The sequence below is a fragment of the Fulvivirga ligni genome (genome assembly GCF_021389935.1).
Classification (GTDB): domain Bacteria; phylum Bacteroidota; class Bacteroidia; order Cytophagales; family Cyclobacteriaceae; genus Fulvivirga; species Fulvivirga ligni.
This window is the reverse complement of sequence record NZ_CP089979.1, coordinates 191655-214913: the sequence shown is the minus strand read 5'-3', so window position 1 is coordinate 214913 and position 23259 is coordinate 191655. Positions and strand designations below refer to the sequence as shown.

At 38.1% G+C, this 23259-nt stretch carries 21 protein-coding genes and 4 tRNA genes; 20 read left to right on the top strand and 5 right to left on the bottom strand.

Annotated features, from left to right (window positions below):
- Window positions 1-6: 6 nt before the first annotated feature.
- The 3 genes from ribH to pdhA all read right to left on the bottom strand — a co-directional run bounded on the left by ribH (window position 7) and on the right by pdhA (window position 2400).
- Entirely contained in the window at window positions 7-483 is a 477-nt protein-coding gene (gene ribH, locus LVD16_RS01000) for a 6,7-dimethyl-8-ribityllumazine synthase (protein WP_233771718.1), read from the bottom strand.
- A 74-nt stretch (window positions 484-557) separates the two neighbouring features.
- A complete protein-coding gene (locus LVD16_RS00995) occupies window positions 558-1271 on the bottom strand; it encodes a tetratricopeptide repeat protein (protein ID WP_233771717.1) in 714 nt (237 codons plus the stop codon).
- Between the two features lie 94 nt (window positions 1272-1365).
- The gene (pdhA, locus tag LVD16_RS00990; protein WP_233771716.1) at window positions 1366-2400 is read right to left on the bottom strand and encodes a pyruvate dehydrogenase (acetyl-transferring) E1 component subunit alpha; all 1035 of its coding nucleotides are present in this window, start codon (window positions 2398-2400) and stop codon (window positions 1366-1368) included.
- A 51-nt stretch (window positions 2401-2451) separates the two neighbouring features.
- Between pdhA and recF the strand changes: the two genes are divergently transcribed.
- The 20 genes from recF (at window position 2452) to rpsJ (ending at window position 21093) form a co-directional block, all read left to right on the top strand.
- A complete protein-coding gene (gene recF / locus LVD16_RS00985; RefSeq protein ID WP_233771715.1) occupies window positions 2452-3567 on the top strand; it encodes a DNA replication/repair protein RecF in 1116 nt (371 codons plus the stop codon).
- Window positions 3548-3856, top strand: coding sequence for a DciA family protein (locus tag LVD16_RS00980; RefSeq protein ID WP_233771714.1), 309 nt, complete (start codon window positions 3548-3550; stop codon window positions 3854-3856). Before recF ends, LVD16_RS00980 begins: the two co-directional genes overlap by 20 nt.
- Before the next feature lie 165 nt (window positions 3857-4021).
- A tRNA-Tyr gene (locus LVD16_RS00975) sits at window positions 4022-4104 on the top strand.
- 44 nt (window positions 4105-4148) lie between these two features.
- Window positions 4149-4221: transfer RNA gene (locus tag LVD16_RS00970), tRNA-Gly, on the top strand.
- 126 nt (window positions 4222-4347) lie between these two features.
- Window positions 4348-4419, top strand: a tRNA-Thr gene (locus LVD16_RS00965).
- Window positions 4420-4589: 170 nt separating this feature from the next.
- A complete protein-coding gene (gene tuf / locus LVD16_RS00960) occupies window positions 4590-5777 on the top strand; it encodes an elongation factor Tu (protein ID WP_233771713.1) in 1188 nt (395 codons plus the stop codon).
- Between the two features lie 156 nt (window positions 5778-5933).
- Window positions 5934-6006: transfer RNA gene (locus tag LVD16_RS00955), tRNA-Trp, on the top strand.
- 19 nt (window positions 6007-6025) lie between these two features.
- Complete coding sequence (secE, locus tag LVD16_RS00950) at window positions 6026-6217, top strand: preprotein translocase subunit SecE (protein ID WP_233771712.1); 192 nt, start codon at window positions 6026-6028, stop codon at window positions 6215-6217.
- Between the two features lie 12 nt (window positions 6218-6229).
- A complete protein-coding gene (gene nusG / locus LVD16_RS00945; RefSeq protein WP_233771711.1) occupies window positions 6230-6787 on the top strand; it encodes a transcription termination/antitermination protein NusG in 558 nt (185 codons plus the stop codon).
- A 4-nt stretch (window positions 6788-6791) separates the two neighbouring features.
- A complete protein-coding gene (gene rplK / locus LVD16_RS00940) occupies window positions 6792-7232 on the top strand; it encodes a 50S ribosomal protein L11 (RefSeq protein WP_233771710.1) in 441 nt (146 codons plus the stop codon).
- 14 nt (window positions 7233-7246) lie between these two features.
- Entirely contained in the window at window positions 7247-7951 is a 705-nt protein-coding gene (rplA, locus tag LVD16_RS00935; RefSeq protein ID WP_233771709.1) for a 50S ribosomal protein L1, read from the top strand.
- A complete protein-coding gene (rplJ, locus tag LVD16_RS00930; RefSeq protein WP_233771708.1) occupies window positions 7948-8478 on the top strand; it encodes a 50S ribosomal protein L10 in 531 nt (176 codons plus the stop codon). The genes rplA and rplJ overlap by 4 nt, the downstream gene beginning before the upstream one ends.
- A 33-nt stretch (window positions 8479-8511) precedes the next feature.
- Window positions 8512-8889: a 50S ribosomal protein L7/L12 gene (gene rplL, locus LVD16_RS00925; protein ID WP_233771707.1), complete on the top strand. Its 378-nt coding sequence runs from the start codon at window positions 8512-8514 to the stop codon at window positions 8887-8889.
- A gap of 166 nt (window positions 8890-9055) precedes the next feature.
- Window positions 9056-12928 carry a DNA-directed RNA polymerase subunit beta gene (rpoB, locus tag LVD16_RS00920; RefSeq protein ID WP_233771706.1) on the top strand — a complete coding sequence of 1291 codons (3873 nt, stop codon included), beginning with the start codon at window positions 9056-9058 and terminating at the stop codon, window positions 12926-12928.
- A gap of 64 nt (window positions 12929-12992) precedes the next feature.
- The gene (gene rpoC, locus LVD16_RS00915; protein ID WP_233771705.1) at window positions 12993-17294 is read left to right on the top strand and encodes a DNA-directed RNA polymerase subunit beta'; all 4302 of its coding nucleotides are present in this window, start codon (window positions 12993-12995) and stop codon (window positions 17292-17294) included.
- A 3-nt stretch (window positions 17295-17297) separates the two neighbouring features.
- Window positions 17298-17627, top strand: coding sequence for a DUF3467 domain-containing protein (locus LVD16_RS00910; RefSeq protein ID WP_233771704.1), 330 nt, complete (start codon window positions 17298-17300; stop codon window positions 17625-17627).
- 165 nt (window positions 17628-17792) lie between these two features.
- Window positions 17793-18167, top strand: a complete 375-nt coding sequence (gene rpsL / locus LVD16_RS00905) for a 30S ribosomal protein S12 (RefSeq protein WP_202242120.1) — start codon at window positions 17793-17795, stop codon at window positions 18165-18167.
- A 14-nt stretch (window positions 18168-18181) separates the two neighbouring features.
- Entirely contained in the window at window positions 18182-18649 is a 468-nt protein-coding gene (gene rpsG, locus LVD16_RS00900) for a 30S ribosomal protein S7 (RefSeq protein WP_233771703.1), read from the top strand.
- A gap of 12 nt (window positions 18650-18661) precedes the next feature.
- Window positions 18662-20776 (top strand): elongation factor G, encoded by a 2115-nt coding sequence (fusA, locus tag LVD16_RS00895; RefSeq protein ID WP_233771702.1) that lies wholly within the window; start codon window positions 18662-18664, stop codon window positions 20774-20776.
- Window positions 20777-20787: 11 nt separating this feature from the next.
- Entirely contained in the window at window positions 20788-21093 is a 306-nt protein-coding gene (rpsJ, locus tag LVD16_RS00890; RefSeq protein ID WP_009581876.1) for a 30S ribosomal protein S10, read from the top strand.
- A gap of 74 nt (window positions 21094-21167) precedes the next feature.
- Here the strand turns inward: rpsJ and LVD16_RS00885 are convergent, their stop codons facing one another.
- Window positions 21168-21518, bottom strand: coding sequence for an Hpt domain-containing protein (locus tag LVD16_RS00885; RefSeq protein WP_233771701.1), 351 nt, complete (start codon window positions 21516-21518; stop codon window positions 21168-21170).
- Window positions 21519-21521: 3 nt separating this feature from the next.
- Window positions 21522-23219, bottom strand: a complete 1698-nt coding sequence (locus LVD16_RS00880) for a PAS domain-containing sensor histidine kinase (RefSeq protein ID WP_233771700.1) — start codon at window positions 23217-23219, stop codon at window positions 21522-21524.
- Between the last annotated feature and the right edge of the window lie 40 nt (window positions 23220-23259).

Genomic DNA, 23259 nt, shown 5'->3' with positions numbered 1-23259 from the left:
CAAATATTAAAATCCGAGCATTTTAATAGCTGTAATAGCAGCTTCATCGCCTTTATTTCCATGCTTACCTCCAGCACGATCAAGTGCCTGCTTCTGGTTGTCAGTAGTTAAAACCCCAAAGATTACCGGCTTAGCAAACTGTAAGTTCACATGTGTAATTCCATTAGCTACTGCATTACATATGAAATCAAAATGTCTGGTTTCTCCTTGTATTACACAGCCCAGGCAGATTACCGCATCAATGCTATCATCTGCCGCACACCAGTGTGCTCCTAAGGTAAGCTCAAAGCTACCAGGTACATTCTTTCTTATAATGTTTTCTCTGTTCGCTCCGTTTTGTAGTAGTGTTTCATAAGCACCAGAATAAAGTGCTTCTGTCACCTCGTCATTCCACTCAGAAACTACAATAGCGAATTTCTTATTAGAGATATCTTGTATATTCTTAGAGCTATAATCGCTCAGGTTTTTCTGTGATGATGCCATATTTTTAATTTTTTCAAAAATAAAAAAAGGGATAAAGATTAACCTTATCCCTCCATATTCTTTATAAAGAAAGCTTAAGAAGCAGAGTTGCCACCCAATCTTGCTTTGTATTTTTTAGCTTGTTGTACTTGAGCTGATTCCCAGTACTTTTCAATTATTTCAGTATAAGATTCTTTTGCAGCCTCTATGTTGTTAGACTTCTCATAAGCTATAGCAGCTTTAAGCAAGTAGCCTGGTGTAAAGTACTTATTAGGCTTATAGTCTGCAGCTTTCTTAAAGTAAGAAGCAGCACTTTCAAAATCTTTCTTTTGCATATAAGCATCTCCAATAAGAGCATAGGCTTTTGCTTGGATCAGTAGATCATCAGCTCCGAAGTCTTTTAGCTGAGCTATAGCTTCATCATAGTTACCTTGCTTTAAATATGCAGCACCACTGTAGTAGTGAGCAAGATTAGCAGCATCAGTAATGCCATATTCATCAATGATGTCTAAAAAGCCAAGGCTGTTTCCGTCACCATTAAGAGCTAGATTTAAACTATCATTCTCGAAATAGTAAACTGCTTGAAACATTTCACTTTGAGCTTTCTCATTCTGAGATGTCTTGTAGTATTTAAAACCAAAGAAGCCAGCAACTACTAGCACTGCTACAGCTACAACTCCAAGTACAAGCCCTTTGTTGTTTTCAACAAATTGCTCTGTTTTAGAGATCTGTCCTGCTATTGCTTCAGGGTTTTCCAGGTAATCTCCTGTGTGGTGTTCAGGAGCATTAGTTTGATTTTTATCTGCCATTGCAAAAAAATTTTAAGGCTGCAAAGCTAATAATAACTTTACATAATAGAAACAGGAATTTGAAAAATCCTGTTTCACCATTATTTAGTCAAGTTTAGTCTGTAATGTATGGATAATCTTCTTGAGCGTAAACATCTCTGAAAGCTTCCTCTGGCTTAGGGAAATCTGACTCATCTGCAAATTTCACACATTCCGCCACTTCTTCTTTTACCTTCTTCTCAATAGCCTCAATGTCCTTCTCAGTAGCATATTTATTCTTAAGAATAGTAGCTCTAACCATTTCGATAGGATCTTTCTGCTTGTACTCTTCTAATTCATCCTTAGTTCTGTACTTAGCAGGGTCAGACATAGAGTGTCCTTTGTAACGGTAAGTTCTGAATTCTAATAACGTAGGGCCATCTCCTTTTCTAGCTCTCGCCGCTGCACTTTCCACAGCCTCATGCACAGCCTCTACAGACATAGCATCTACTGGCTCAGAAGGCATATCGTAAGATTCACCTAAAGTATAAAGTTCAGTTACGTTAGAAGTTCTCTTCACTGAAGTTCCCATGGCATATCCATTATTTTCAATAACAAATATCACAGGAAGTTTCCAGGTCATAGCCAGGTTTAAAGCTTCGTGGAAAGCACCTTGTCTAACAGCTCCATCACCCATGTAGCACATACATAGGTTATCAGTTTTGTTGTATTTTTCAGCAAAGGCAATACCAGCACCTAAAGGAACTTGTCCACCTACAATACCGTGTCCACCGAAAAAGTGATTTTCTTTGTCAAACATGTGCATAGAACCACCTTTACCTTTAGAAATACCTGTTTCTTTAGCAAAGAGCTCTGCCATGATTGCCTTAGGATCTGATCCTAGAGCGATAGGGTGTGCGTGATCTCTGTAAGCAGTGATATATTTATCACCTCTTTTAAGCGCTGATACTGAACCAGCTACGCAAGCTTCCTGTCCTATATATAAATGACAAAATCCTTTTATCTTTTGTTGACCATATAACTGACCGGCTTTTTCCTCAAACTTTCTCATCAGTAACATGCTTTCAAACCATTGCATGTACGTTTCCTTGTCGAATTTGGATTTGGCTGAGGATTTTGATTTAGACTTTCCTTTTGTTGTAGTTGCCATAATAGTATTTTTGAATCCAATTTGGACTGCGAAAATAAGTAAAAAAAGTTAATGCACATTGAAAAATTAAGTTTGTTTGGATTTAAGAATTACGAAGAAGCCACTCTTAGTTTTTCTGAGGAAGTAAATTGCCTTGTGGGGGAGAATGGAAGCGGGAAAACAAACTTGTTGGATGCTATTCATTATCTATCAATGACTAGAAGTGCATTTAACCCCCTCGATAGCCAGAATGTAAAATTCGGGCAAGATTTCTTTTCTGTTAAAGGTGATTTTAAGGTGGCCGAGAAAAAGCTACAAGTACTCTGCTCCTACAAGGAAGGAACTGGTAAATCTTTTAAGGTCAATAAACAAGAATATAAAAAACTCAGTGAGCATGTAGGGAGGTTGCCCTTAGTTCTGGTTGCGCCCAATGATGTGGATATTATTAGAGATGGGAGCGAGGCCAGGAGGAAGTTTTTTGATGCAATTATTAGTCAAACCAACGAGGAATACTTAAATGACCTCATTGTGTATAGTAAATATTTGAGGCAGAGAAATGGTGCATTAAAAAAGTTTGGATTTACCGGTCGTACAGATTATGAGCTATTAAAAATTTATGACGAACAAATCATAGCCCTCTCAAAGAGAATTGGAGCTAAGCGGCAGGAGTTTAACAGCGATTTCCTAAAAGCCTTTATGCATCACTATAATGAGCTTTCAGAAAGAAAAGAAATTGTAGATATTATTTACCAGTCTGATGTGCTGAGTGATGATTTTGAAATTCAATACAGAGAAGCTCTTAAAAAAGATTTAGCTTTGGAGAGAACCACCATGGGAGTTCATAAAGATGATTTCAAATTTACTATTGAAGGCAAGGCTCTAAAGAAGTATGGTTCGCAAGGTCAGCAAAAGACATTTTTAGTGGCTCTTAAAATGGGGCATTTCGATATTATAAAGTCGATAAAGGAATTTAACCCCATTTTATTATTAGATGATATCTTTGATAAATTGGATACCCGTCGCATACAGCATTTGATGGAGCGAGTCGTCAATCATGATTTCGGGCAAGTATTTATTACGGAAGCCAGAGAAGAAAGGACAAAGGCCATTCTAAATGAACTAAATATTAAAGCTGAGTTTTATAAAGTGGAAAGAGGAACTGTTAATTATGAAGGATCCAATCGATAAGCGCAAATCAGATATCTCATCGGTGCAAGAAGCCATTGGCGACTTGCTCAATAGTTATAAGCTCAAAGGTAAATTTAATGAAGCCAGGCTTATAGAAGGCTGGCCTAAAATGATGGGTAAAACCATAGCAGATAGAACAGGTAAGATCTACATCAAGAACCAGGTTTTATTTGTTGAAATTCTTTCTGCTCCTCTGAAGCAGAAATTGAATCACTCCAAAAGTAAAATCATGGCAATTTTTGAAAAGGAATTAGGCAGCAAAATGATTGATGAAATTATTTTCTACTAAAAACGGCCTCTGGCTTCATTTGAGGAAGCCTTTAAAAAATATATCATCTTTTTTTTGCGAAAATTTGATTAAAAGAAAAAAGCGTATAATTTTGCACTCTCTTTGATCAAAAGGGGATATCAAAACCCCAAAAATCAGAGAAGTTCTTTTAACAAAAGATGCTTTGGGGGGATACCAGAGCGGCCAAATGGGACGGACTGTAAATCCGTTGGCGCAAGCCTACGCAGGTTCGAATCCTGCTCCCCCCACTCTTTTAATTTAATGAGTGCAAAGTTATTTTGCATGAATTCAAGCGGGAGTAGCTCAGCTGGTAGAGCGATAGCCTTCCAAGCTATAGGTCGCGAGTTCGAACCTCGTCTCCCGCTCATTTTGAGTTCAAGGTAAAGTGCCTGCCATTTCTCGGTAAGTAGCCAAGATGCCTGCCAAGAAGCAGGTCATTGGATTTGTCTGATGTAATCTGTTTAGATTTTCCTGGCTCAATAAGTTTACTAGCCGAGATAGCTCAGGGGTAGAGTGCTTCCTTGGTAAGGAAGAGGTCGGGGGTTCAAATCCCCTTCTTGGCTCTTGTGGTTTAGGATGTATTTCTTAGCCGTTAGAGTAAGTCGGATGATGTTTAGGGATCATTGCCGTGAATTAGAGATAATTTCGGTAAAATGATTCTCTATACTCATTTAGGAAGAAAAAGTAATTTAAATAACGAACATAATTTTAACTAAACTAGGGATTTTCAAATATGGCTAAAGAAAATTTTGACCGTTCAAAACCCCACGTGAATATTGGTACAATCGGTCACGTTGACCACGGTAAAACTACTTTAACTGCGGCAATATCTAAAGTATTGTCTGACAAAGGACTTGCAGATAACAGAGATTTCTCTTCTATCGATAATGCTCCTGAGGAAAAAGAAAGAGGTATTACAATTAATACTTCGCACATTGAGTACGCTACTGAGAACCGTCACTATGCTCACGTAGACTGTCCAGGTCACGCTGATTACGTAAAGAACATGGTAACTGGTGCTGCTCAGATGGACGGAGCTATCATCGTAGTTGCTGCTACAGATGGTCCAATGCCTCAAACTAGAGAGCATATCCTTCTTTCTCGTCAGGTAGGTGTTCCTGCTCTTGTTGTTTTCATGAACAAAGTAGACTTAGTTGATGATCCTGAATTATTAGAGCTTGTTGAAATGGAAATCAGAGAGCTTCTTTCTGATTATGATTTCCCAGGTGATGATATTCCTGTAATCCAAGGTTCTGCTCTTGGTGCACTTAACGGTGAGCCTGAGTGGGTATCTAAAGTTGAAGAGTTAATGGATGCAGTTGATAACTACATTCCACTTCCTCCACGTTTGATCGACAAAGATTTCTTAATGCCTGTTGAGGACGTATTCTCTATTACTGGTCGTGGTACTGTTGCTACTGGTAGAATCGAGAGAGGTGTAATCAACTCTGGTGATCCAGTTGATATCTTAGGTATGGGTGCTGAAGGACTTAAGTCTACAGTAACTGGTGTTGAGATGTTTAGAAAAATATTAGACAGAGGTGAAGCTGGTGATAACGTAGGTCTACTTCTTAGAGGTATCGAGAAATCTGATATCAAAAGAGGTATGGTTATCTGTAAGCCTGGTTCAGTAACTCCTCACAAAAAGTTCAAAGCTGAAGTTTACGTTCTTTCTAAAGAAGAAGGTGGTCGTCACACTCCTTTCTTTAACAAGTACAGACCTCAGTTCTACTTAAGAACAACTGACGTTACTGGTGAAATCATGCTTCCTGAAGGAGTAGAGATGGTAATGCCTGGTGATAACGTATCTATCGTTGTTGAGCTTATCAGCACTGTAGCTATGGAAAAAGGACTTAGATTCGCCATCAGAGAAGGTGGTAGAACTGTAGGTTCTGGTCAGGTTACTGAAATTATCGAGTAAGATATACGAATTATATAAAAAGCGTTTCGAATTTTTTCGGAACGCTTTTATTTTCTAAAAGTTTATATTACCTTTGCAGACCATTTTGGAGCCGAGCAATTGGAAAACTGTGTAAATAGTAGACTGATTAGCTTTGATTTGGAAGTAAAGAAACTTACGGGTGTAGCTCAATTGGTAGAGTAGTGGTCTCCAAAACCATTGGCTGGGAGTTCGAGTCTCTCCACCCGTGCTAAATAAATTAAAAGTCTATGCAAAAGTTAAAGTCCTTTATTCTTGAGTCGTATGACGAGATGAAAAATAAGGTTACATGGCCTAAATATAGTGAGTTGCAAAGAAACTCAGTTCTAGTTCTTGTAGCTTCTTTGATTTTTGCTTTGCTAATAGGTTTAATGGATTACGCTTTCCAAACTAGCATGGACCTGTTTTACGACGCATTTTAATTATATAAAGTGATGAGTGAACTTAAATGGTACGTAGTTAGAGTTGTTAGCGGTCAAGAGAAGAAGGTTAAGACCTATCTTGAGACCGAGGTGGAGCGTGAGAAGTTAATGGACTTTATCCCTCAGGTGCTTATTCCTTCTGAGAAGGTTTACGAAATGAGGAATGGAAAGAAGAGAGTAAGGGAAAGAAACTTTTTTCCTGGTTATGTTTTAGTGTCTGCAGATCTAAGTAATGGTGAAGCAAACCACTTAGTAACAAGTATCCCGGGAGTAATTGGTTTCTTAGGTAATAATGGTACTGGTTCATCTAAAGATCCTGTTCCACTTCGTCAATCAGAGGTGAATAGAATATTGGGTAAGGTAGATGAGATTGATGAATTTGAAGAGAAATTAGAAACACCATACATAGTAGGCGAATCTGTAAAGGTAATGGACGGACCGTTCAGTGGATTTACAGGAACCGTTGAAGAAGTTTTCGAAGAAAGAAAGAAACTTAATGTTATGGTGAAGATATTTGGCAGGAATACTCCTGTTGAGTTGAACTATATGCAAGTAGAAAAATTAGATTAAGATAATGGCTAAGGAAATTAGTGGATACTTGAAATTACAGGTAAAAGGAGGACAGGCTAACCCGTCACCTCCAGTAGGTCCAGCCCTAGGTTCAAAGGGTTTGAATATCATGGACTTCTGTAAGCAGTTTAATGCTAGAACTCAAGAAAAGCAGGGTCAGATATTACCTGTGCTAGTAACAATTTACACAGATAAGTCTTTCGAGTTTGTAGTAAAGACTCCTCCTGCCGCAGTTATGCTATTAGAGGCTGCCAAGAAGAAAAAGGGTTCAGCTGAGTCAAATAGGGCTAAAGTGGGTAGTGTTACTTGGGATCAGGTTAAAACTATCGCTGAAACTAAAATGCCTGATTTAAATGCTTTTGAAATAGAGTCTGCGATGAGAATGGTTGCAGGTACTGCCAGAAGTATGGGATTAAAAGTAACAGGAACAGCTCCTTGGAGTTAAAAATAGAAGCAACAATGGCAAAACTGACAAAAAATCAGAAAATAGCTCGTGAAAAGGTAGATTCTACTAAAGAGTATGCTTTAGAAGAGGCTTCAAATCTAGTGAAAGAGATTTCTTTAACGAAATTCGATTCTTCAGTAGATTTAGATATCAGATTGGGAGTTGATCCCAAGAAAGCTGATCAGATGGTACGTGGTGTTGTAACTTTACCTCACGGTACTGGTAAAGATTTAAAAGTTCTTGTTTTGTGTACTCCTGATAAAGAGGAAGAAGCAAAAGCAGCAGGAGCTGACTATGTAGGTCTTGATGATTACATCAAGAAAATAGAAGGCGGATGGACTGATGTTGATGTTATCATCACTATGCCAACCGTTATGGCTAAAGTAGGTCGTTTAGGTAGAGTATTAGGTCCAAGAGGTCTTATGCCAAACCCTAAGTCTGGAACTGTAACTCTTGAAGTAGGTAAAGCGGTTCAGGATATTAAGGCTGGTAAGATTGATTTTAAAGTAGATAAGTTTGGAATCATTCACTGTAGCGTAGGAAAAGCATCTTTCACTCCTGAGAAAATCAGAGAGAATATCCAAGAGATGATTAGTACTGTTGCGAAGCTTAAGCCTGCCTCTGCAAAAGGTACTTATTTCAGAAGTATTAACATTTCTTCTACTATGAGTCCTTCGATAACTATTGACAAATCATCAATTTCAGGATTAAAATCATGACAAGGCAAGAAAAAGCAGAGATTATAGATTCTCTTACTGAAAAGTTTAACAATAACCCTCACTTTTATATCACTGATGCTGCAGGTTTATCTGTTGCTCAAGTGAATGCATTCAGAAGAGTGTGTTTTGAAAAAGGTGTTGAGTATGGAGTATACAAAAACTCTCTTATTAAAAAGGCTTTAGCCAATGTTGAAGGTGAATTCGACGGTCTTGATGAGAGTTTAAAAGGTTTTTCTGGTATTATATTTTCAAATGAGGTTGCAAACCTTCCTGGAAAAGTAATCACTGAATATAGAAAAAAACAAGGGGCTAAAAAGCCTTTGTTAAAGGCTGCTTCCATAGACAAGGATTTCTTCTTTGGTGAAGAGAACCTTAAGATATTGAGTGAGCTTAAATCTAAGCAAGAACTCATTGGTGAGGTTATTGGATTGTTACAATCTCCTGCTAAGAATGTTGTTTCTGCGCTTCAAAGCGGAAAGAATATATTGGGAGGTTTAATCAAAACTTTATCCGAACGAGAAAATTAATTTAAAAAGAATAATTGACTAAATAAGAATAAAATGGCAGACGTTAAAGCACTAGGAGATCAACTAGTTGAACTTACAGTAAAAGAGGTTAATGAACTAGCAGAGTACCTAAAAGAAACGCATGGTATTGAGCCTGCAGCTGCTGCAGCTGTAGCCGTAGCGGCACCTGCTGCTGACGGTGGTGAAGGTGGAGCTGAGAAGACTGAATTCGATGTTATCCTTAAATCACCAGGTGGAGCTAAGTTAGCTATCGTTAAACTTGTAAAAGAATTAACAGGATTAGGTCTTAAAGAAGCTAAGGAAGTTGTAGATGGAGCTCCTAAAGCTATCAAAGAAGGCGTATCTAAGGACGAGGCTGAAGGTCTTAAGAAGCAGCTTGAAGAAGCTGGGGCTGAGGTTGAGTTAAAGTAAGCCTTGGCGACATATTCTAGGTCGTCTAACAGAATCGTTAGACCCCGGTGTTAATCGGGGTCTTTTGCTGTTTGTAGATACTTTACATTCAGTACAAAAATAGGTCTTAACTCGCTTAACGGTTTAAGGCCACTTACAAAATCTTGTAATTTAAAATTTGAAAGCTTTGGCTAGTAATAAAGAAAACGCAAGAATCAGTTTTTCTTCCATTAAGAAGATAATAGATTACCCTGATTTCCTTGATATACAGTTACAATCCTTTAAAGACTTCTTTCAGTTGGAAACCCCTGCCGAAAAGAGGGAGCAAGAGGGGTTATTCAAAGTTTTTTCTGAAAATTTCCCAATCACCGATTCCAGAGAAAACTTTGAGTTGGAGTTTATTGATTATATCGTTGATCCTCCAAAGTACTCTGTTGACGAATGTATCGACAGAGGTCTGACATATTCTGTGCCTCTAAAGGCAAAATTAAAACTTACTTGTAACGATGAGGATCACGAGGATTTCGAGACTATTGAGCAAGAGGTTTTCTTAGGTAACATACCTTACATGACCAAGAAGGGGTCTTTTGTGATCAATGGTGCCGAGCGTGTTATTGTATCTCAGCTACATAGATCTCCTGGAGTATTCTTTGCTCAAAGTAAGCATACCAATGGTACAAAGCTTTATTCTGCAAGAATTATTCCTTTCAAAGGTTCATGGATAGAATTTGCTACTGATGTAAACAACGTAATGTATGCTTACATCGATAGAAAGAAAAAGTTCCCTGTAACTACTTTGTTACGTGCTATTGGTTACGGAACAGATAAGGATATCTTAGATCTATTCGGGTTATCAGAGGAAGTTAAGGCCACCAAAAAGGACTTAAAAGATGCTGAAGGTCGTAGATTGGCTGCTAGAGTTCTTAAAACATGGACTGAAGATTTCGTAGATGAAGATACTGGGGAAGTTGTATCTATCGATAGAAATGAAGTTCTATTAGAAAGAGATCACATTCTTACTGACGAGGACATAGAGACAATTGTAGACTCAGGTTCTAAGTCAATAATTTTACATAGAGAAGACGTTAACGTCACTGATTTTACAATCATATTCAACACGCTTTCTAAAGATAATTCGAACTCTGAGAAAGAAGCTGTTGAGCAGATATATAGACAATTAAGAAATACTGAAGCTCCTGATGAGCAAACTGCTCGTGATATTATTCAGAGCTTGTTCTTCAGTGAGAAGAGATATGATCTTGGTGAAGTGGGTCGTTACAGAATTAACAAGAAATTAGGTCTTGATATTGATTCTGAACAAAGAGTACTTACAACAGAAGATATTATCTTAATTGTAAAATACTTAATTGGTTTGATCAACTCTAAAGCTGTAGTTGATGATATTGACCACTTAAGTAATAGAAGAGTTAGAACTGTTGGAGAGCAGTTATATACTCAATTTGGTGTAGGTTTAGCTAGAATGGCTAGAACCATCAAAGAAAGAATGAACGTACGTGATAACGAAGATTTCAAGCCTGTTGATTTGATCAACGCTAGAACTTTGTCATCAGTAATTAACTCGTTCTTTGGTACTAACCAGCTATCTCAATTTATGGATCAAACCAACCCTCTTGCTGAGATTACTCACAAGAGAAGGATGTCTGCCTTAGGTCCTGGTGGTTTATCTAGAGAGAGAGCAGGTTTCGAGGTTCGTGACGTTCACTACACTCACTATGGTCGTCTTTGTACGATTGAAACTCCGGAAGGTCCAAACATTGGTCTAATTTCATCTTTATGTGTTCATGCTAAAGTGAATAACATGGGATTCATCGAAACTCCTTATAGAGAAGTAAGTGAAGGTAAGGTGGATATGACTGGTGATGTTAAGTATCTAACTGCTGAAGAAGAGGATACTCACAACATTGCTCAGGCCAATGCACCATTGAAAGATACTGGTGAATTTGTTAACGATAGAGTGAAGGCCAGATTTGAAGGTGACTTCCCTGTTGTTGAGCCACCAGAAGTAAGATATATGGACGTTGCTCCTAACCAGATTGTATCTGTTGCGGCATCTCTTATTCCATTCTTGGAGCATGATGATGCGAACAGAGCGTTGATGGGATCAAACATGCAGCGTCAGGCTGTGCCTTTATTGAAGCCTCAAGCTCCTATTGTAGGAACAGGCTTAGAAGGTAGAGTAGCTATAGATTCTAGGGCCCTTGTATTAGCTGAAGGCAATGGAGTTATCGATTTCGTTGATGCTAAGAAGATCGTTGTAAAATACGATATGACTGATGATGATTTATTAATCAGTTTTGATGAGGACTCTAAAACTTACAACTTAATTAAGTTTAGAAGAACTAACCAGGATACTTGTATTAACCTGACTCCTATTGTTAAAAAGGGAGAAAGAGTAGTAAAAGGTCAGCCTTTAGTAGAAGGTTATGCTACAGAAGGTGGTGAGTTAGCTCTTGGAAGAAACTTAAGAGTTGCATACATGCCTTGGCAAGGATATAACTTCGAGGATGCGATCGTTATATCTGAAAAGGTAGTAAGAGATGATATTTATACTTCTATTCACATAGATGAATATGAGTTAGAGGTAAGAGATACTAAGAGAGGTGAGGAAGAATTAACTTCTGAAATCCCTAACGTAAGTGAAGAGGCTGTAAGACACCTGGATGAGAATGGTATCATTAGAGTAGGAGCTGATGTAAAAGAAGGCGATATTCTAATCGGTAAAATTACTCCTAAAGGTGAAACTGATCCAACGCCAGAAGAGAAGCTATTGAGAGCTATCTTCGGTGATAAAGCTGGTGATGTTAAAGATGCTTCATTGAAAGCTTCACCTTCATTAAGAGGTGTGGTTATCGACACTAAATTATTCTCAAGACCTAAGAAGGATAAAGAACTTAGAGCTAAATCTAAAAAAGAAGTTGAGATACTTAAGAGTAAGTATAGCAAGGAACTTTTAGCTCTTAGATCTCAAATGATTGAGAAGTTCACTACTTTATTAGATGGTCATTCAAGTCAGGGCATTAAGCACAAATTTGGAGACGAGCTAATCAGTAAAGGGGTTAAGTTCACTGGAAAGAATATTGAGCATAACTTGTTCCCAGAAAAGAATATTTATAAAGACGAAAGTACTTATAATGTTCCTGAGGAAGTTAACTTGATTTCAGACGTGATTCTTGACAACTGGACATCAGATGAGCATATCAATGACATGGTGTTCCAATTAGTGAAAAGTTATAACATCAAGAGAAACGAGATCGCTGGTGAATTCAAGCGTGAAAGATTTACTCTTGAGGTAGGTGATGAATTACCTGCTGGTATTGTTCAGCTTGCTAAAGTTTATATCGCTAAGAAGAGAAAACTTAAAGTAGGTGATAAAATGGCTGGTAGACACGGTAACAAAGGGGTTGTGGCTAAAATCGTTAGAGACGAGGATATGCCTTTCCTTGAAAATGGAACTCCGGTTGATATCTGTTTGAACCCTCTTGGTGTACCTTCTAGGATGAACCTTGGTCAGATCTATGAAACTGTTTTAGGCTGGGCCGGGTTAGAATTAGGAAGAAGATACGCTACTCCAATTTTTGATGGTGCTACTATGGAAGAAGTAGCTAAAGAATTGTCAGATGCAGGTTTACCAGATTACGGTAGAGCATATTTGTATGATGGTTTAACAGGAGAAAGATTTGATCAGCCTGTAACCGTTGGTATTGCATACATGCTTAAACTAGGTCACCTTGTAGATGATAAGATGCACGCGAGATCTATCGGACCTTACTCATTAATTACTCAACAGCCACTTGGAGGTAAAGCTCAGTTTGGTGGTCAGAGATTTGGTGAGATGGAGGTTTGGGCTCTTGAAGCATTCGGAGCATCTAACGTTCTACAGGAGATACTTACCATTAAGTCGGATGACGTTATCGGTAGAGCTAAGGCATATGAGGCTATCGTGAAAGGCGAGAATATGAAAAAGCCAAATATACCTGAGTCATTCAATGTATTAGTTCACGAATTACGTGGATTAGCATTGGAGATCACTTTAGACTAATATAAAAATAACTTATGACCAGAAGGCTTGTCCTTTCTGGTCATAGACATCAAATATTCAAATTATGTCATTCAGAAAGAATAAAAAGCTAAACCTCGATTTCTCTAAGGTTACTATCAGTTTGGCATCACCTGAGTCTATCTTAGAAAGCTCTCATGGTGAAGTTACTCAACCGGAAACAATTAACTACAGAACATATAAGCCTGAAATGGGTGGATTGTTCTGCGAGCGTATTTTCGGGCCTGTGAAAGACTGGGAGTGTCACTGCGGGAAATACAAGAGGATACGATATAAAGGTATAATTTGTGACAGATGTGGAGTTGAAGTTACTGAGAAGAAGGTAAGAAGAGAAAGAATGGGACACATTGAACTTGTGGTTCCTGTAGCTCACATCTGGTATTTCAAGTCTTTGCCAAACAAAATTGGATATTTATTAGGCTTACCAACTAAGAAGCTTGATCAAATTATCTATTATGAAAGATATGTAGTTATTCAACCTGGTGTTAAAGAAGAGGATGGTCTTGCTAAAATGGACTTCCTTACAGAGGATGAGTATCTAGATATTCTTGATAAAATGCCTAGGGAGAATCAGCTTTTAGATGATGATGATCCTAACAAATTCATAGCAAAAATGGGAGCTGAGGCTCTTGAAATGCTATTAGCTAGAACTGACCTTGATACTCTTTCTTATGACTTGAGACATCAGGCTGCTACGGATACTTCTCAGCAAAGAAAAGCGGAAGCTTTGAAAAGACTGAAAGTAGTTGAGGCATTCAGAGAAGCTAAAACAAGAATCGAGAACAGACCAGAATGGATGGTGATTAGAATGGTGCCGGTTATACCACCAGAATTGCGTCCATTAGTACCTCTTGATGGAGGTAGGTTTGCTACTTCAGATTTGAATGATCTTTACAGAAGAGTTATTATCAGAAATAACCGTCTGAAAAGACTTATCGATATTAAAGCTCCAGAAGTTATTCTTAGAAATGAGAAGAGAATGCTTCAGGAAGCTGTGGATTCACTTTTTGACAACTCAAGAAAAGTAAATGCTGTAAGATCTGATGGTAACAGAGCATTGAAATCTTTAAGTGATATGCTTAAAGGTAAGCAAGGTCGTTTCCGTCAAAACTTACTTGGTAAAAGGGTAGATTACTCTGGTAGATCTGTAATTGTGGTAGGTCCAGAATTAAAACTACATGAGTGTGGTTTACCTAAATCAATGGCAGCTGAGCTTTTCAAACCATTTATTATCAGAAAACTGATTGAAAGAGGTATTGTTAAAACTGTGAAATCAGCTAAGAAGATTGTTGATAGAAAAGATCCTGTGGTATGGGATATCCTTGAAAACGTATTGAAAGGACATCCAGTATTACTTAACAGGGCTCCTACGCTTCACCGTTTAGGCATTCAGGCTTTCCAACCAAAGCTTATTGAAGGAAAGGCTATTCAGTTGCACCCATTAGTATGTACAGCATTCAACGCTGACTTTGATGGTGACCAGATGGCTGTTCACGTACCGCTAGGACAAGAGGCTGTATTGGAAGCTTCTCTATTAATGTTATCATCTCATAACATACTTAACCCAGCTAACGGTGCACCTATTACAGTACCTTCTCAGGACATGGTTCTTGGTTTGTATTATGTGACTAAGGGAAGAAGAGGTACTGAGGAAGTTCCAGTTATGGGTGAAGGAATGACCTTCTATAGCGCAGAAGAAGTAATCATCGCTATTAATGAGAAGCAGCTTTCTAAGCATGCTTACATTAAAGTGAGAGGAAAAGTTAGAAACGAAAAGGGAGAGTTAGAAGATAAGCTTATTGAAACTGTTGCGGGTAGAGTTTTATTCAACCAGCATGTACCTGAAGAGGTTGGTTATGTTGACGAGCTATTGACTAAGAAAAAGCTTCAGCAGATTATTTCTGATGTATTTAAAGTATCAGGAATGGCTAGAACAGCTCACTTCCTTGATGATATTAAAGAATTAGGTTTCCAAATGGCCTACAAAGGTGGTCTATCAATGGGACTTAATGATGTAGCTATCCCTGAAGAGAAAGAAGCTCTAGTAGCTCAAGCTAAGGAAGAGGTAGATGCAGTTTGGAATAACTACTTGATGGGTCTTATTACTGATAATGAGAGATACAATCAGGTAATTGATATCTGGACAAGAATTAACACTCAGCTTACAAACACCCTGATGACTCAGTTGGCTGAAGACGAGCAAGGATTCAACTCAATCTATATGATGATGCACTCCGGTGCGAGGGGATCTAGAGAGCAGATTCGTCAGCTTGGTGGTATGAGAGGTTTGATGGCTAAGCCACAAAAGAACCTTGCAGGATCTGTAGGTGCGATTATTGAAAACCCTATTCTTTCAAACTTTAAAGAAGGGCTAGATGTAATTGAGTACTTCATCTCAACACACGGTGCTCGTAAAGGTCTGGCAGATACCGCCTTGAAAACAGCGGATGCTGGTTACTTAACTAGACGTCTTGTGGATGTGGCTCAGGATCTTGTTATCACTGAGGATGACTGTGGAACACTTCGTGGACTTACAGTTACTGCTCTGAAAGATAATGAGGATATTGTAGAGGCATTATCTGAAAGAATTCTAGGTAGAGTATCTGTACATGATGTATATGATCCAATTACTGACGAATTAATTTGTGAGTCAGGAACTGAGATAACTGAGGAGATTGCTAAAACAATCGACGAAAGTAATATTGAAGAGGTAGAGATTAGATCTCTTCTAACTTGTGAAACTAAGCAAGGTGGTTGTGCTAAATGTTACGGACGTAACCTGGCTACCGGAAGAATGGTACATGCAGGGGAAGCTGTAGGAGTTATCGCGGCACAATCAATTGGTGAACCAGGTACACAGCTTACTTTAAGAACCTTCCACGTTGGGGGTACTGCATCTAACATCGCGGTAGATGCTAACATTAAGGCTAAATTTGACGGTAAGATAGAGTTTGAAGGTATTAGAACCATTAAGACTACTGACAAAGACGGCGAAAGTGTTGAAGTAATCATGGGACGTACTGGTGAGGTCAAAGTAGTAGATGAAAAGAAAGGTACTGTCTTAATGACTAACCACGTACCTTATGGAGCATTCCTTAAGGTGAAAGAAGGACAAAAAGTGGCGAAAGGTGAAGAGTTAGTATACTGGGATCCTTACAATGCTGTAATCCTTGGTGAGTTTGATGGTACAATTGAATTCGAATCTATTATTGAAGGTATTACTTACAAAGAAGAATCTGATGAGCAAACTGGTCACAGAGAGAAAGTAATTACTGATACAAAAGATAAGACTAAGAACCCTGCCATTAAAATTAATGGTAAGAATGATGGTAAATCATATAACATACCAGTAGGTGCTCACTTGGCGGTAGAAGATGGAGCTAAGATTAAAGCCGGACAGATTTTGGCTAAGATTCCACGAACAATGGGTAAATCGAGAGATATTACCGGGGGTCTTCCAAGAGTAACTGAGCTTTTTGAAGCTAGAAACCCTTCTAACCCTGCTGTAGTAAGTGAGATTGATGGTGTTGTGACTTACGGTGGTATTAAGAGAGGTAATAGAGAAATCTTTATCGAGTCGAAAGACGGAATTAAGAAGAGATACCTTGTTTCTTTATCTAAGCACATCCTTGTACAGGATAATGACTTTGTGAAGGCAGGTTATCCATTATCTGATGGAGCGATTACTCCAGCTGATATCTTGGCTATCAAAGGGCCAACTGCAGTTCAGGAATACTTGGTGAATGAAATTCAGGAAGTATACCGTCTGCAAGGTGTGAAGATCAACGATAAGCACATTGAAGCTATCGTTAGCCAGATGATGCAGAAAGTTCAGATTCTTGATTCAGGAGACACTAGCTTTTTGACTAATGAGATTGTTGATAAATTTGTGTTCGGTGAAGAGAATGACCTTGTATTAGATAAGAAAGTTGTTACTGATGCAGGAGATTCTGAAAACTTCAGACCAGGACAAATCATTACACCTCGTGAGTTAAGAGATGAGAACTCTACATTGAAGCGTAAAGACCTTAAATTGGTGGAAGTAAGAGAGGCTATGCCTGCTGTTTCTAAACCAACCTTACAAGGTATCACACAAGCTTCATTGAAGACAGAAAGCTTCTTATCTGCAGCGTCGTTCCAGGAAACAACTAAAGTACTGAGTGAGGCGGCTATTAGAGGTAAAGCGGATCATCTATTAGGATTGAAAGAAAACGTAATTGTAGGACACTTAATCCCTGCAGGTACTGGACAGAGATCATTTAAAGATGTAATCGTAGGTTCTCAAGACGAGTATGATGAGTTAGTTTCTTCAAAAGAGGAATCTAAGCAGAGAGAATTACAGAACTAAAATATGGCTGACGAAAGCAAAGACAAGAAGGATAATCCTAATCAAATTAATATAGAACTTTCCGAGGAAACTGCGGAAGGAATATATTCTAATTTGGCTATGATAGCTCACTCTAATAGTGAGTTTGTGATTGACTTCATTCGTTTGATGCCAGGTGTTCCAAAGGCTAAAGTTAAGTCCAGGATAGTAATTACACCAGAGCATGCCAAGAGACTTTTAAATGCTTTGAATGACAATATTCAAAGATATGAAGAGACTTTTGGTCCAATAAAGAAGACAGAAGAGGCTCCTAAATTTCCGCTGAATTTCGGCGGAACTGTAGGTGAAGCATGATGATTCTCGAAAAAATATATTAAGCAATAAGACTTCCTTGTCAAAAATGCAAGGAAGTCTTATTTATTTGAGAATTTATTTAATTAAACTATTTGAATAATTAGACTGTATTTTTTACCTTTGCAGTCCGAATTTTAAAAAGGTATAAAACTAAAGATTATATAAATGCCTACTATTCAACAATTGGTAAGAAAGGGTAGAAAGAAATTGGTGAGCAAATCTAAGTCACCAGCTCTTGACTCATGTCCACAAAGAAGAGGAGTATGTACAAGGGTTTACACGACTACCCCAAAGAAGCCGAATTCGGCTATGAGAAAAGTAGCGAGGGTTAGACTTACAAACGGTAAGGAAGTTAACGCTTATATTCCTGGTGAAGGTCACAACTTGCAAGAACACTCTATTGTTCTTATAAGAGGTGGTAGAGTAAAAGATTTACCAGGTGTAAGGTATCACATTATTCGTGGTGCTTTAGATACAGCCGGAGTTAATGGTAGGCTGCAAAGAAGATCTAAGTACGGTGCAAAAAGGCCAAAAAAATAAATAAGTAGAATAGAATGAGAAAAGCTAAACCAAAGAAACGGTACATTCTACCAGATCCTAAGTTCCAAGATACGCTTGTTACCAAGTTTGTGAACTATCTTATGGTTGATGGTAAAAAAAGTATAGCATACAATATTTTCTATGAGGCTGTTGAGCTAGTGGAAAGTAAGACTGGTGAAAATGGTCTTGAAACCTGGAAGAAAGCATTGAATAACATTATGCCTTCAGTAGAGGTGAAGAGTAGAAGAGTCGGAGGTGCAACTTTTCAAGTTCCTATGGAAGTGCGTCCTGACAGAAAGGTCACTCTTGGTATCAAATGGATGATTCGTTATTCCAGAATGAGAGGAGAGAAAACCATGAGAGATAGACTAGCAGGTGAAATCATCTCTGCATCTAAGGGTGAAGGAGCAGCTGTGAAGAAGAAGGACGATACGCACAGGATGGCGGAAGCAAACAAAGCATTTTCACACTTTAGATTTTAATATCTTTTAAAAATGGCAAGAGATCTTAGATTAACAAGAAATATAGGTATCGCTGCACACATCGATGCTGGTAAGACCACTACTACAGAGCGTATTCTGTATTACACTGGTGTTAGCCACAAAATCGGTGAGGTACACGACGGTGCTGCTACCATGGACTGGATGGAGCAGGAGCAGGAAAGAGGTATTACAATTACTTCTGCTGCAACTACTGTATTCTGGCCATATAACGGTGAAAAATATCACATTAATATCATTGATACTCCAGGACACGTTGACTTTACAGTAGAAGTAAACAGATCTTTAAGAGTATTGGATGGTTTAGTTTTCCTTTTTAGTGCAGTTGATGGTGTAGAGCCACAGTCTGAAACTAACTGGAGACTTGCTGATAACTATAAAGTTGCTAGAGTTGGGTTCGTAAATAAAATGGACCGTGACGGAGCTGACTTCTTAAATGTTTGTAAGCAAGTTAAAGAAATGCTTGGAACTAAAGCTGTTCCTTTACAATTGCCAATTGGTGCTGAAGCTAACTTCAAAGGTGTAGTTGACTTAGTGGAGATGAAGGCAATGGTATGGAACGAGGAAGATCTAGGTATGACTTTCAGTGAGGTAGAGATACCTGCTGATATGGTTGACGACGTAAATAGCTACAGAGAGCAGTTATTGGAGGCTGTGGCTGAATACGACGAGAGCCTTATGGAGAAATATTTTGAGGATCCTGAATCTATTTCAAGAGACGAAGTGGTAGCAGCTTTAAGAAAAGCTACTATCGATTTAGCTTTCGTTCCTATGATGTGTGGTTCTGCCTTCAAAAATAAAGGTGTTCAAACTATGTTGAACTATGTAATGGAGTTGTTACCATCTCCTTTAGATAGAGATAACATTGTTGGAACTGACCCTGATACAGAAGAAAAAATTTCAAGAAAGCCTTCAACGAGTGAGCCTTTCAGTGCTCTAGCATTTAAGATTGCTACTGACCCATTTGTAGGAAGACTTTGCTTTGTAAGATCTTACTCTGGTCTGTTGGATTCTGGTTCTTATGTTTTCAATACAAGAACGAATAAAAAAGAGCGTATTTCTAGAATATTCCAGATGCACGCTAACAAGCAGAATCAAATTGACCAATTACATGCTGGTGATATCGCCGCTGTAGTAGGATTTAAAGATATTAAAACTGGTGATACCCTTTGTGTGGAGAATGCTAAGATTGTATTAGAATCTATGGATTTCCCTGAGCCAGTAATTGGTTATGCTATCGAGCCTAAAACTCAGGCCGATGTTGACAAAATGGGTATGGCTATTGCTAAACTTGTAGAGGAAGATCCGACATTACAAGTTAATACTGACGAAGAAACTGGACAAACTATCCTTAGAGGTATGGGTGAACTTCACCTTGATATTATCATGGATCGTTTGAAGAGAGAATTCAAAGTAGAGGTTAACCAAGGTGCTCCTCAGGTGGCTTATAAAGAAGATATTACTTCATTGGTTGATCACAAAGAGGTTTACAAAAAGCAGTCTGGTGGTAAAGGTAAGTTCGCTGATATCGTATTCAAGCTTGGACCTGCTGATCCTGCTGAAGATGGTACTATCAAACCAGGTTTACAATTTGTAAACAGCATTACTGGTGGAGCTATTCCTAAGGAATTTATCCCGGCTATCCAGAAAGGATTTGAGTCTGCTATGCAGAACGGACCTTTAGCTGGTTATCCTATCGAAGCTATGAAAGTTGAGGTCTATCACGGTAGTTTCCACGACGTGGATTCGGATGCTCTTTCTTTCGAAATGGCGGCAAGATTAGGTTTCAAAGCTGCAACTAGACAAGCTGGTCCTCAACTTCTTGAGCCGGTTATGAAAGTTGAAGTAGTGACTCCAGAAGAGTACATGGGATCTGTTACTGGTGACCTTAACAAGAGAAGAGGTTTAATGAGAGGTATGGATACTAAAGGTGCTGCTCAGGTAATTAAGGCTGATGTTCCTTTGTCAGAACTATTTGGTTATGTAACTGACTTAAGAACTATCACTTCAGGTAGAGCAACAGCTTCATTAACGTTCTCTCACTATGATCCAGTTCCTAAGAACTTAGCAGATAAAGTTATAGAAGAAGTAAAGGGAGCAGCTGTTTAATTAATTAAGCTATGAATCAAAAAATTAGAATAAAATTAAAGTCATACGATCATAACTTGGTGGATAAGTCATCAGAGAAGATCGTAAGAGCAGTAAAGACTACTGGCGCTGTGGTTAGCGGTCCTATTCCTCTTCCTACTATAAAGGAGAAGTTTACAGTACTTAGATCACCACACGTGAACAAGAAGTCAAGAGAGCAGTTTCAACTTTGTACTTACAAAAGACTAGTTGATATCTACTCTAACAGCACTAAGACTGTTGATGCATTAATGAAACTTGAATTACCAAGTGGAGTTGATGTAGAGATCAAAGTATAAGGTTATTATAACCGAAACAAAAAAGCCATTTTGAATTTCAAAATGGCTTTTTTGTTTTAATGTGTTTCTAGAATTTACTCATACCTTTTAAGACTCTCTGCAAGTTCTTCGTAGGATTGAAGCATTATTTTATTAATGTAATCTACCTTTTCAGATACCTCAGGCATACCTTTTTCTTCTCTTGCCTGACTTTCAACTTCTTTTATTGGCTTAGCAAGACAGCTCAATCCTACTATTTGGGTTGAGGTATAAAGACTGTGTGCGCTGTCATGAATCCCTTTCCAATCTTGAGTTTTCACACTTGTTACTAATTTATCAAGTAGTTCGGGTGATCTACTCATGTAGGTGCTAATTCCCTGCTTGATTAAATCTGGATCGTTATCTGTAAAATCTATTAAATAATCTAGGTTAGTATAGTTAGTCATTAATTATCTATTTAAAACTCTTTTTAAACAATCGGTTAGTTCTATTATTTTAATTGGCTTAGTAATGTAGTCATTCATTCCAGCTGCTAAGCACTTTTCTTTCTCACCTACTAATGCATGAGCGGTCATTGCGACAATAGGTAAGATAGTGATGTCTGATTCTATGCCGGCTCTGATTTGCTTGGTGGCTTCATATCCATCCATATTGGGCATTTGGATATCCATGAGTACCAAATCGAAAGTCTCAATTTTTAATCGCTCAACAGCTTTCTGACCATCATTGGCAATGTGCACTTCTGCCTTTTGCTTTAGTAGTAGGGACTTAATCAGGAATTGATTCAATTCATTGTCTTCAACTACCAGTATTTTTTTACCTTCGACCTGTGCCTTCTGAGAGGTGGGTTTTGGTTCTCTGGTTGTTTTATTATTATGTGGCTGTGCTTTATCATAGGGTATAGTGAATATAAACTCTGAGCCCAGACCTTCCTTACTACGAACTTCAATATTTCCACCTTGCAGTTCCACTAAGGATTTTACAATCGATAGGCCGAGTCCAGTTCCACCATATTTTCTGGTAGTTTCGCTACTTGCTTGTGTGAAATTGTGAAATATGGTTTCTAATTTATCGTCAGGAATGCCTATGCCTGTATCTTTTACTTTAAAGTTGACAAATACTTGTTGATCAGTCTCTTTTTCGAGATTTAATGTAAGACTAATATTGCCGTGAGAAGTAAATTTAACTGCATTACTGAGTAGGTTGAGAAGAATTTGATTCAGTCTATACTTATCTCCTTTAATAATTGCAGGAAGATGTTCAGAGATATTTTTATTAAGTTGAATCTGTTCCCCTTCACATTTAAAGGCGGTAATTTCAAGTACCTCGGCTGCTAGCTTATTAATATCAAATTCCTTATTCTCGAAAGTAATCATACCAGCTTCAATCTTGCTGAAATCCAGTATATCATTAATTAGAGAAAGTAGATTGTCAGATGCAGAGTTAATTGTTTCTACATATTTTTGCTGCTGTTTAGTAAGACGCGTATCTGATAATAATTGAGCCATACCAATAATGGCATTCATAGGAGTCCGTATTTCATGACTCATATTAGCCAGGAACTTATCTTTCTCTTTAGAAGCGTTTTCTGCTTCCTGCTTTGCCTTGGCGAGCTCAGCAGTCCTCTCTTGTACCCTCTGTTCTAAGTGATTATGCGCTTGCTTTAGGTCATCTTCTGCTTTTTTTCTATCGTTGATCTCTACCTGAAGTTGCTCATTAGAGCGCATCAATTTTTTATTCTGAAGGCTTACCCGCTCAAGCATTTCTTTTACCTCTGTAATATCATGCAGAGTAATTGTTCCTCCTATTACATTTTTCTCATAATCGTGTACGGGAGCTATAAGAATCTCGTAAAAACCAGGTCTGTTTTTATAGCATTTGTCTTTAAGATATATGCTACCCCCTTTTAAGACTTCTGCAAGTAGTTTATGATCTTCATCTTTTGAAAGTTCAGGGAAATAATCAAAGATGTAATTATTGATGGCTATTTCTTTAGAAATGCCATAATGCAATTCTATGATCTTATTCCATTCAATGATTCTTAAATCACGATCAAAACCGATAATTCCATCTACACAATTATCCAGTAATGAGTTACTTAAGCTTTGCTGAAGCAGTTCAGTATTTTGGGTTTTAGGTTCTTCCACGGTTGCCGCGATGAATAAAGTTTGTTAAAACTCAATGAGA

Excerpts from the sequence above, each read along its gene's own strand:
- rpsG (WP_233771703.1), top strand. The coding sequence starts at position 18,182 with ATGAGAAAAGCTAAACCAAAGAAACGGTACATTCTACCAGATCCTAAG.
- LVD16_RS00980 (WP_233771714.1), top strand. The coding sequence starts at position 3,548 with ATGAAGGATCCAATCGATAAGCGCAAATCAGATATCTCATCGGTGCAA.
- tuf (WP_233771713.1), top strand. The coding sequence starts at position 4,590 with ATGGCTAAAGAAAATTTTGACCGTTCAAAACCCCACGTGAATATTGGT.
- fusA (WP_233771702.1), top strand. The coding sequence starts at position 18,662 with ATGGCAAGAGATCTTAGATTAACAAGAAATATAGGTATCGCTGCACAC.
- LVD16_RS00995 (WP_233771717.1), bottom strand. The coding sequence starts at position 1,271 with ATGGCAGATAAAAATCAAACTAATGCTCCTGAACACCACACAGGAGAT.
- rpoC (WP_233771705.1), top strand. The coding sequence starts at position 12,993 with ATGTCATTCAGAAAGAATAAAAAGCTAAACCTCGATTTCTCTAAGGTT.
- recF (WP_233771715.1), top strand. The coding sequence starts at position 2,452 with ATGCACATTGAAAAATTAAGTTTGTTTGGATTTAAGAATTACGAAGAA.
- rplL (WP_233771707.1), top strand. The coding sequence starts at position 8,512 with ATGGCAGACGTTAAAGCACTAGGAGATCAACTAGTTGAACTTACAGTA.
- rpsJ (WP_009581876.1), top strand. The coding sequence starts at position 20,788 with ATGAATCAAAAAATTAGAATAAAATTAAAGTCATACGATCATAACTTG.
- LVD16_RS00885 (WP_233771701.1), bottom strand. The coding sequence starts at position 21,518 with ATGACTAACTATACTAACCTAGATTATTTAATAGATTTTACAGATAAC.
- nusG (WP_233771711.1), top strand. The coding sequence starts at position 6,230 with ATGAGTGAACTTAAATGGTACGTAGTTAGAGTTGTTAGCGGTCAAGAG.
- LVD16_RS00910 (WP_233771704.1), top strand. The coding sequence starts at position 17,298 with ATGGCTGACGAAAGCAAAGACAAGAAGGATAATCCTAATCAAATTAAT.
- ribH (WP_233771718.1), bottom strand. The coding sequence starts at position 483 with ATGGCATCATCACAGAAAAACCTGAGCGATTATAGCTCTAAGAATATA.
- rpsL (WP_202242120.1), top strand. The coding sequence starts at position 17,793 with ATGCCTACTATTCAACAATTGGTAAGAAAGGGTAGAAAGAAATTGGTG.
- rplA (WP_233771709.1), top strand. The coding sequence starts at position 7,247 with ATGGCAAAACTGACAAAAAATCAGAAAATAGCTCGTGAAAAGGTAGAT.
- secE (WP_233771712.1), top strand. The coding sequence starts at position 6,026 with ATGCAAAAGTTAAAGTCCTTTATTCTTGAGTCGTATGACGAGATGAAA.
- rplJ (WP_233771708.1), top strand. The coding sequence starts at position 7,948 with ATGACAAGGCAAGAAAAAGCAGAGATTATAGATTCTCTTACTGAAAAG.
- rplK (WP_233771710.1), top strand. The coding sequence starts at position 6,792 with ATGGCTAAGGAAATTAGTGGATACTTGAAATTACAGGTAAAAGGAGGA.
- pdhA (WP_233771716.1), bottom strand. The coding sequence starts at position 2,400 with ATGGCAACTACAACAAAAGGAAAGTCTAAATCAAAATCCTCAGCCAAA.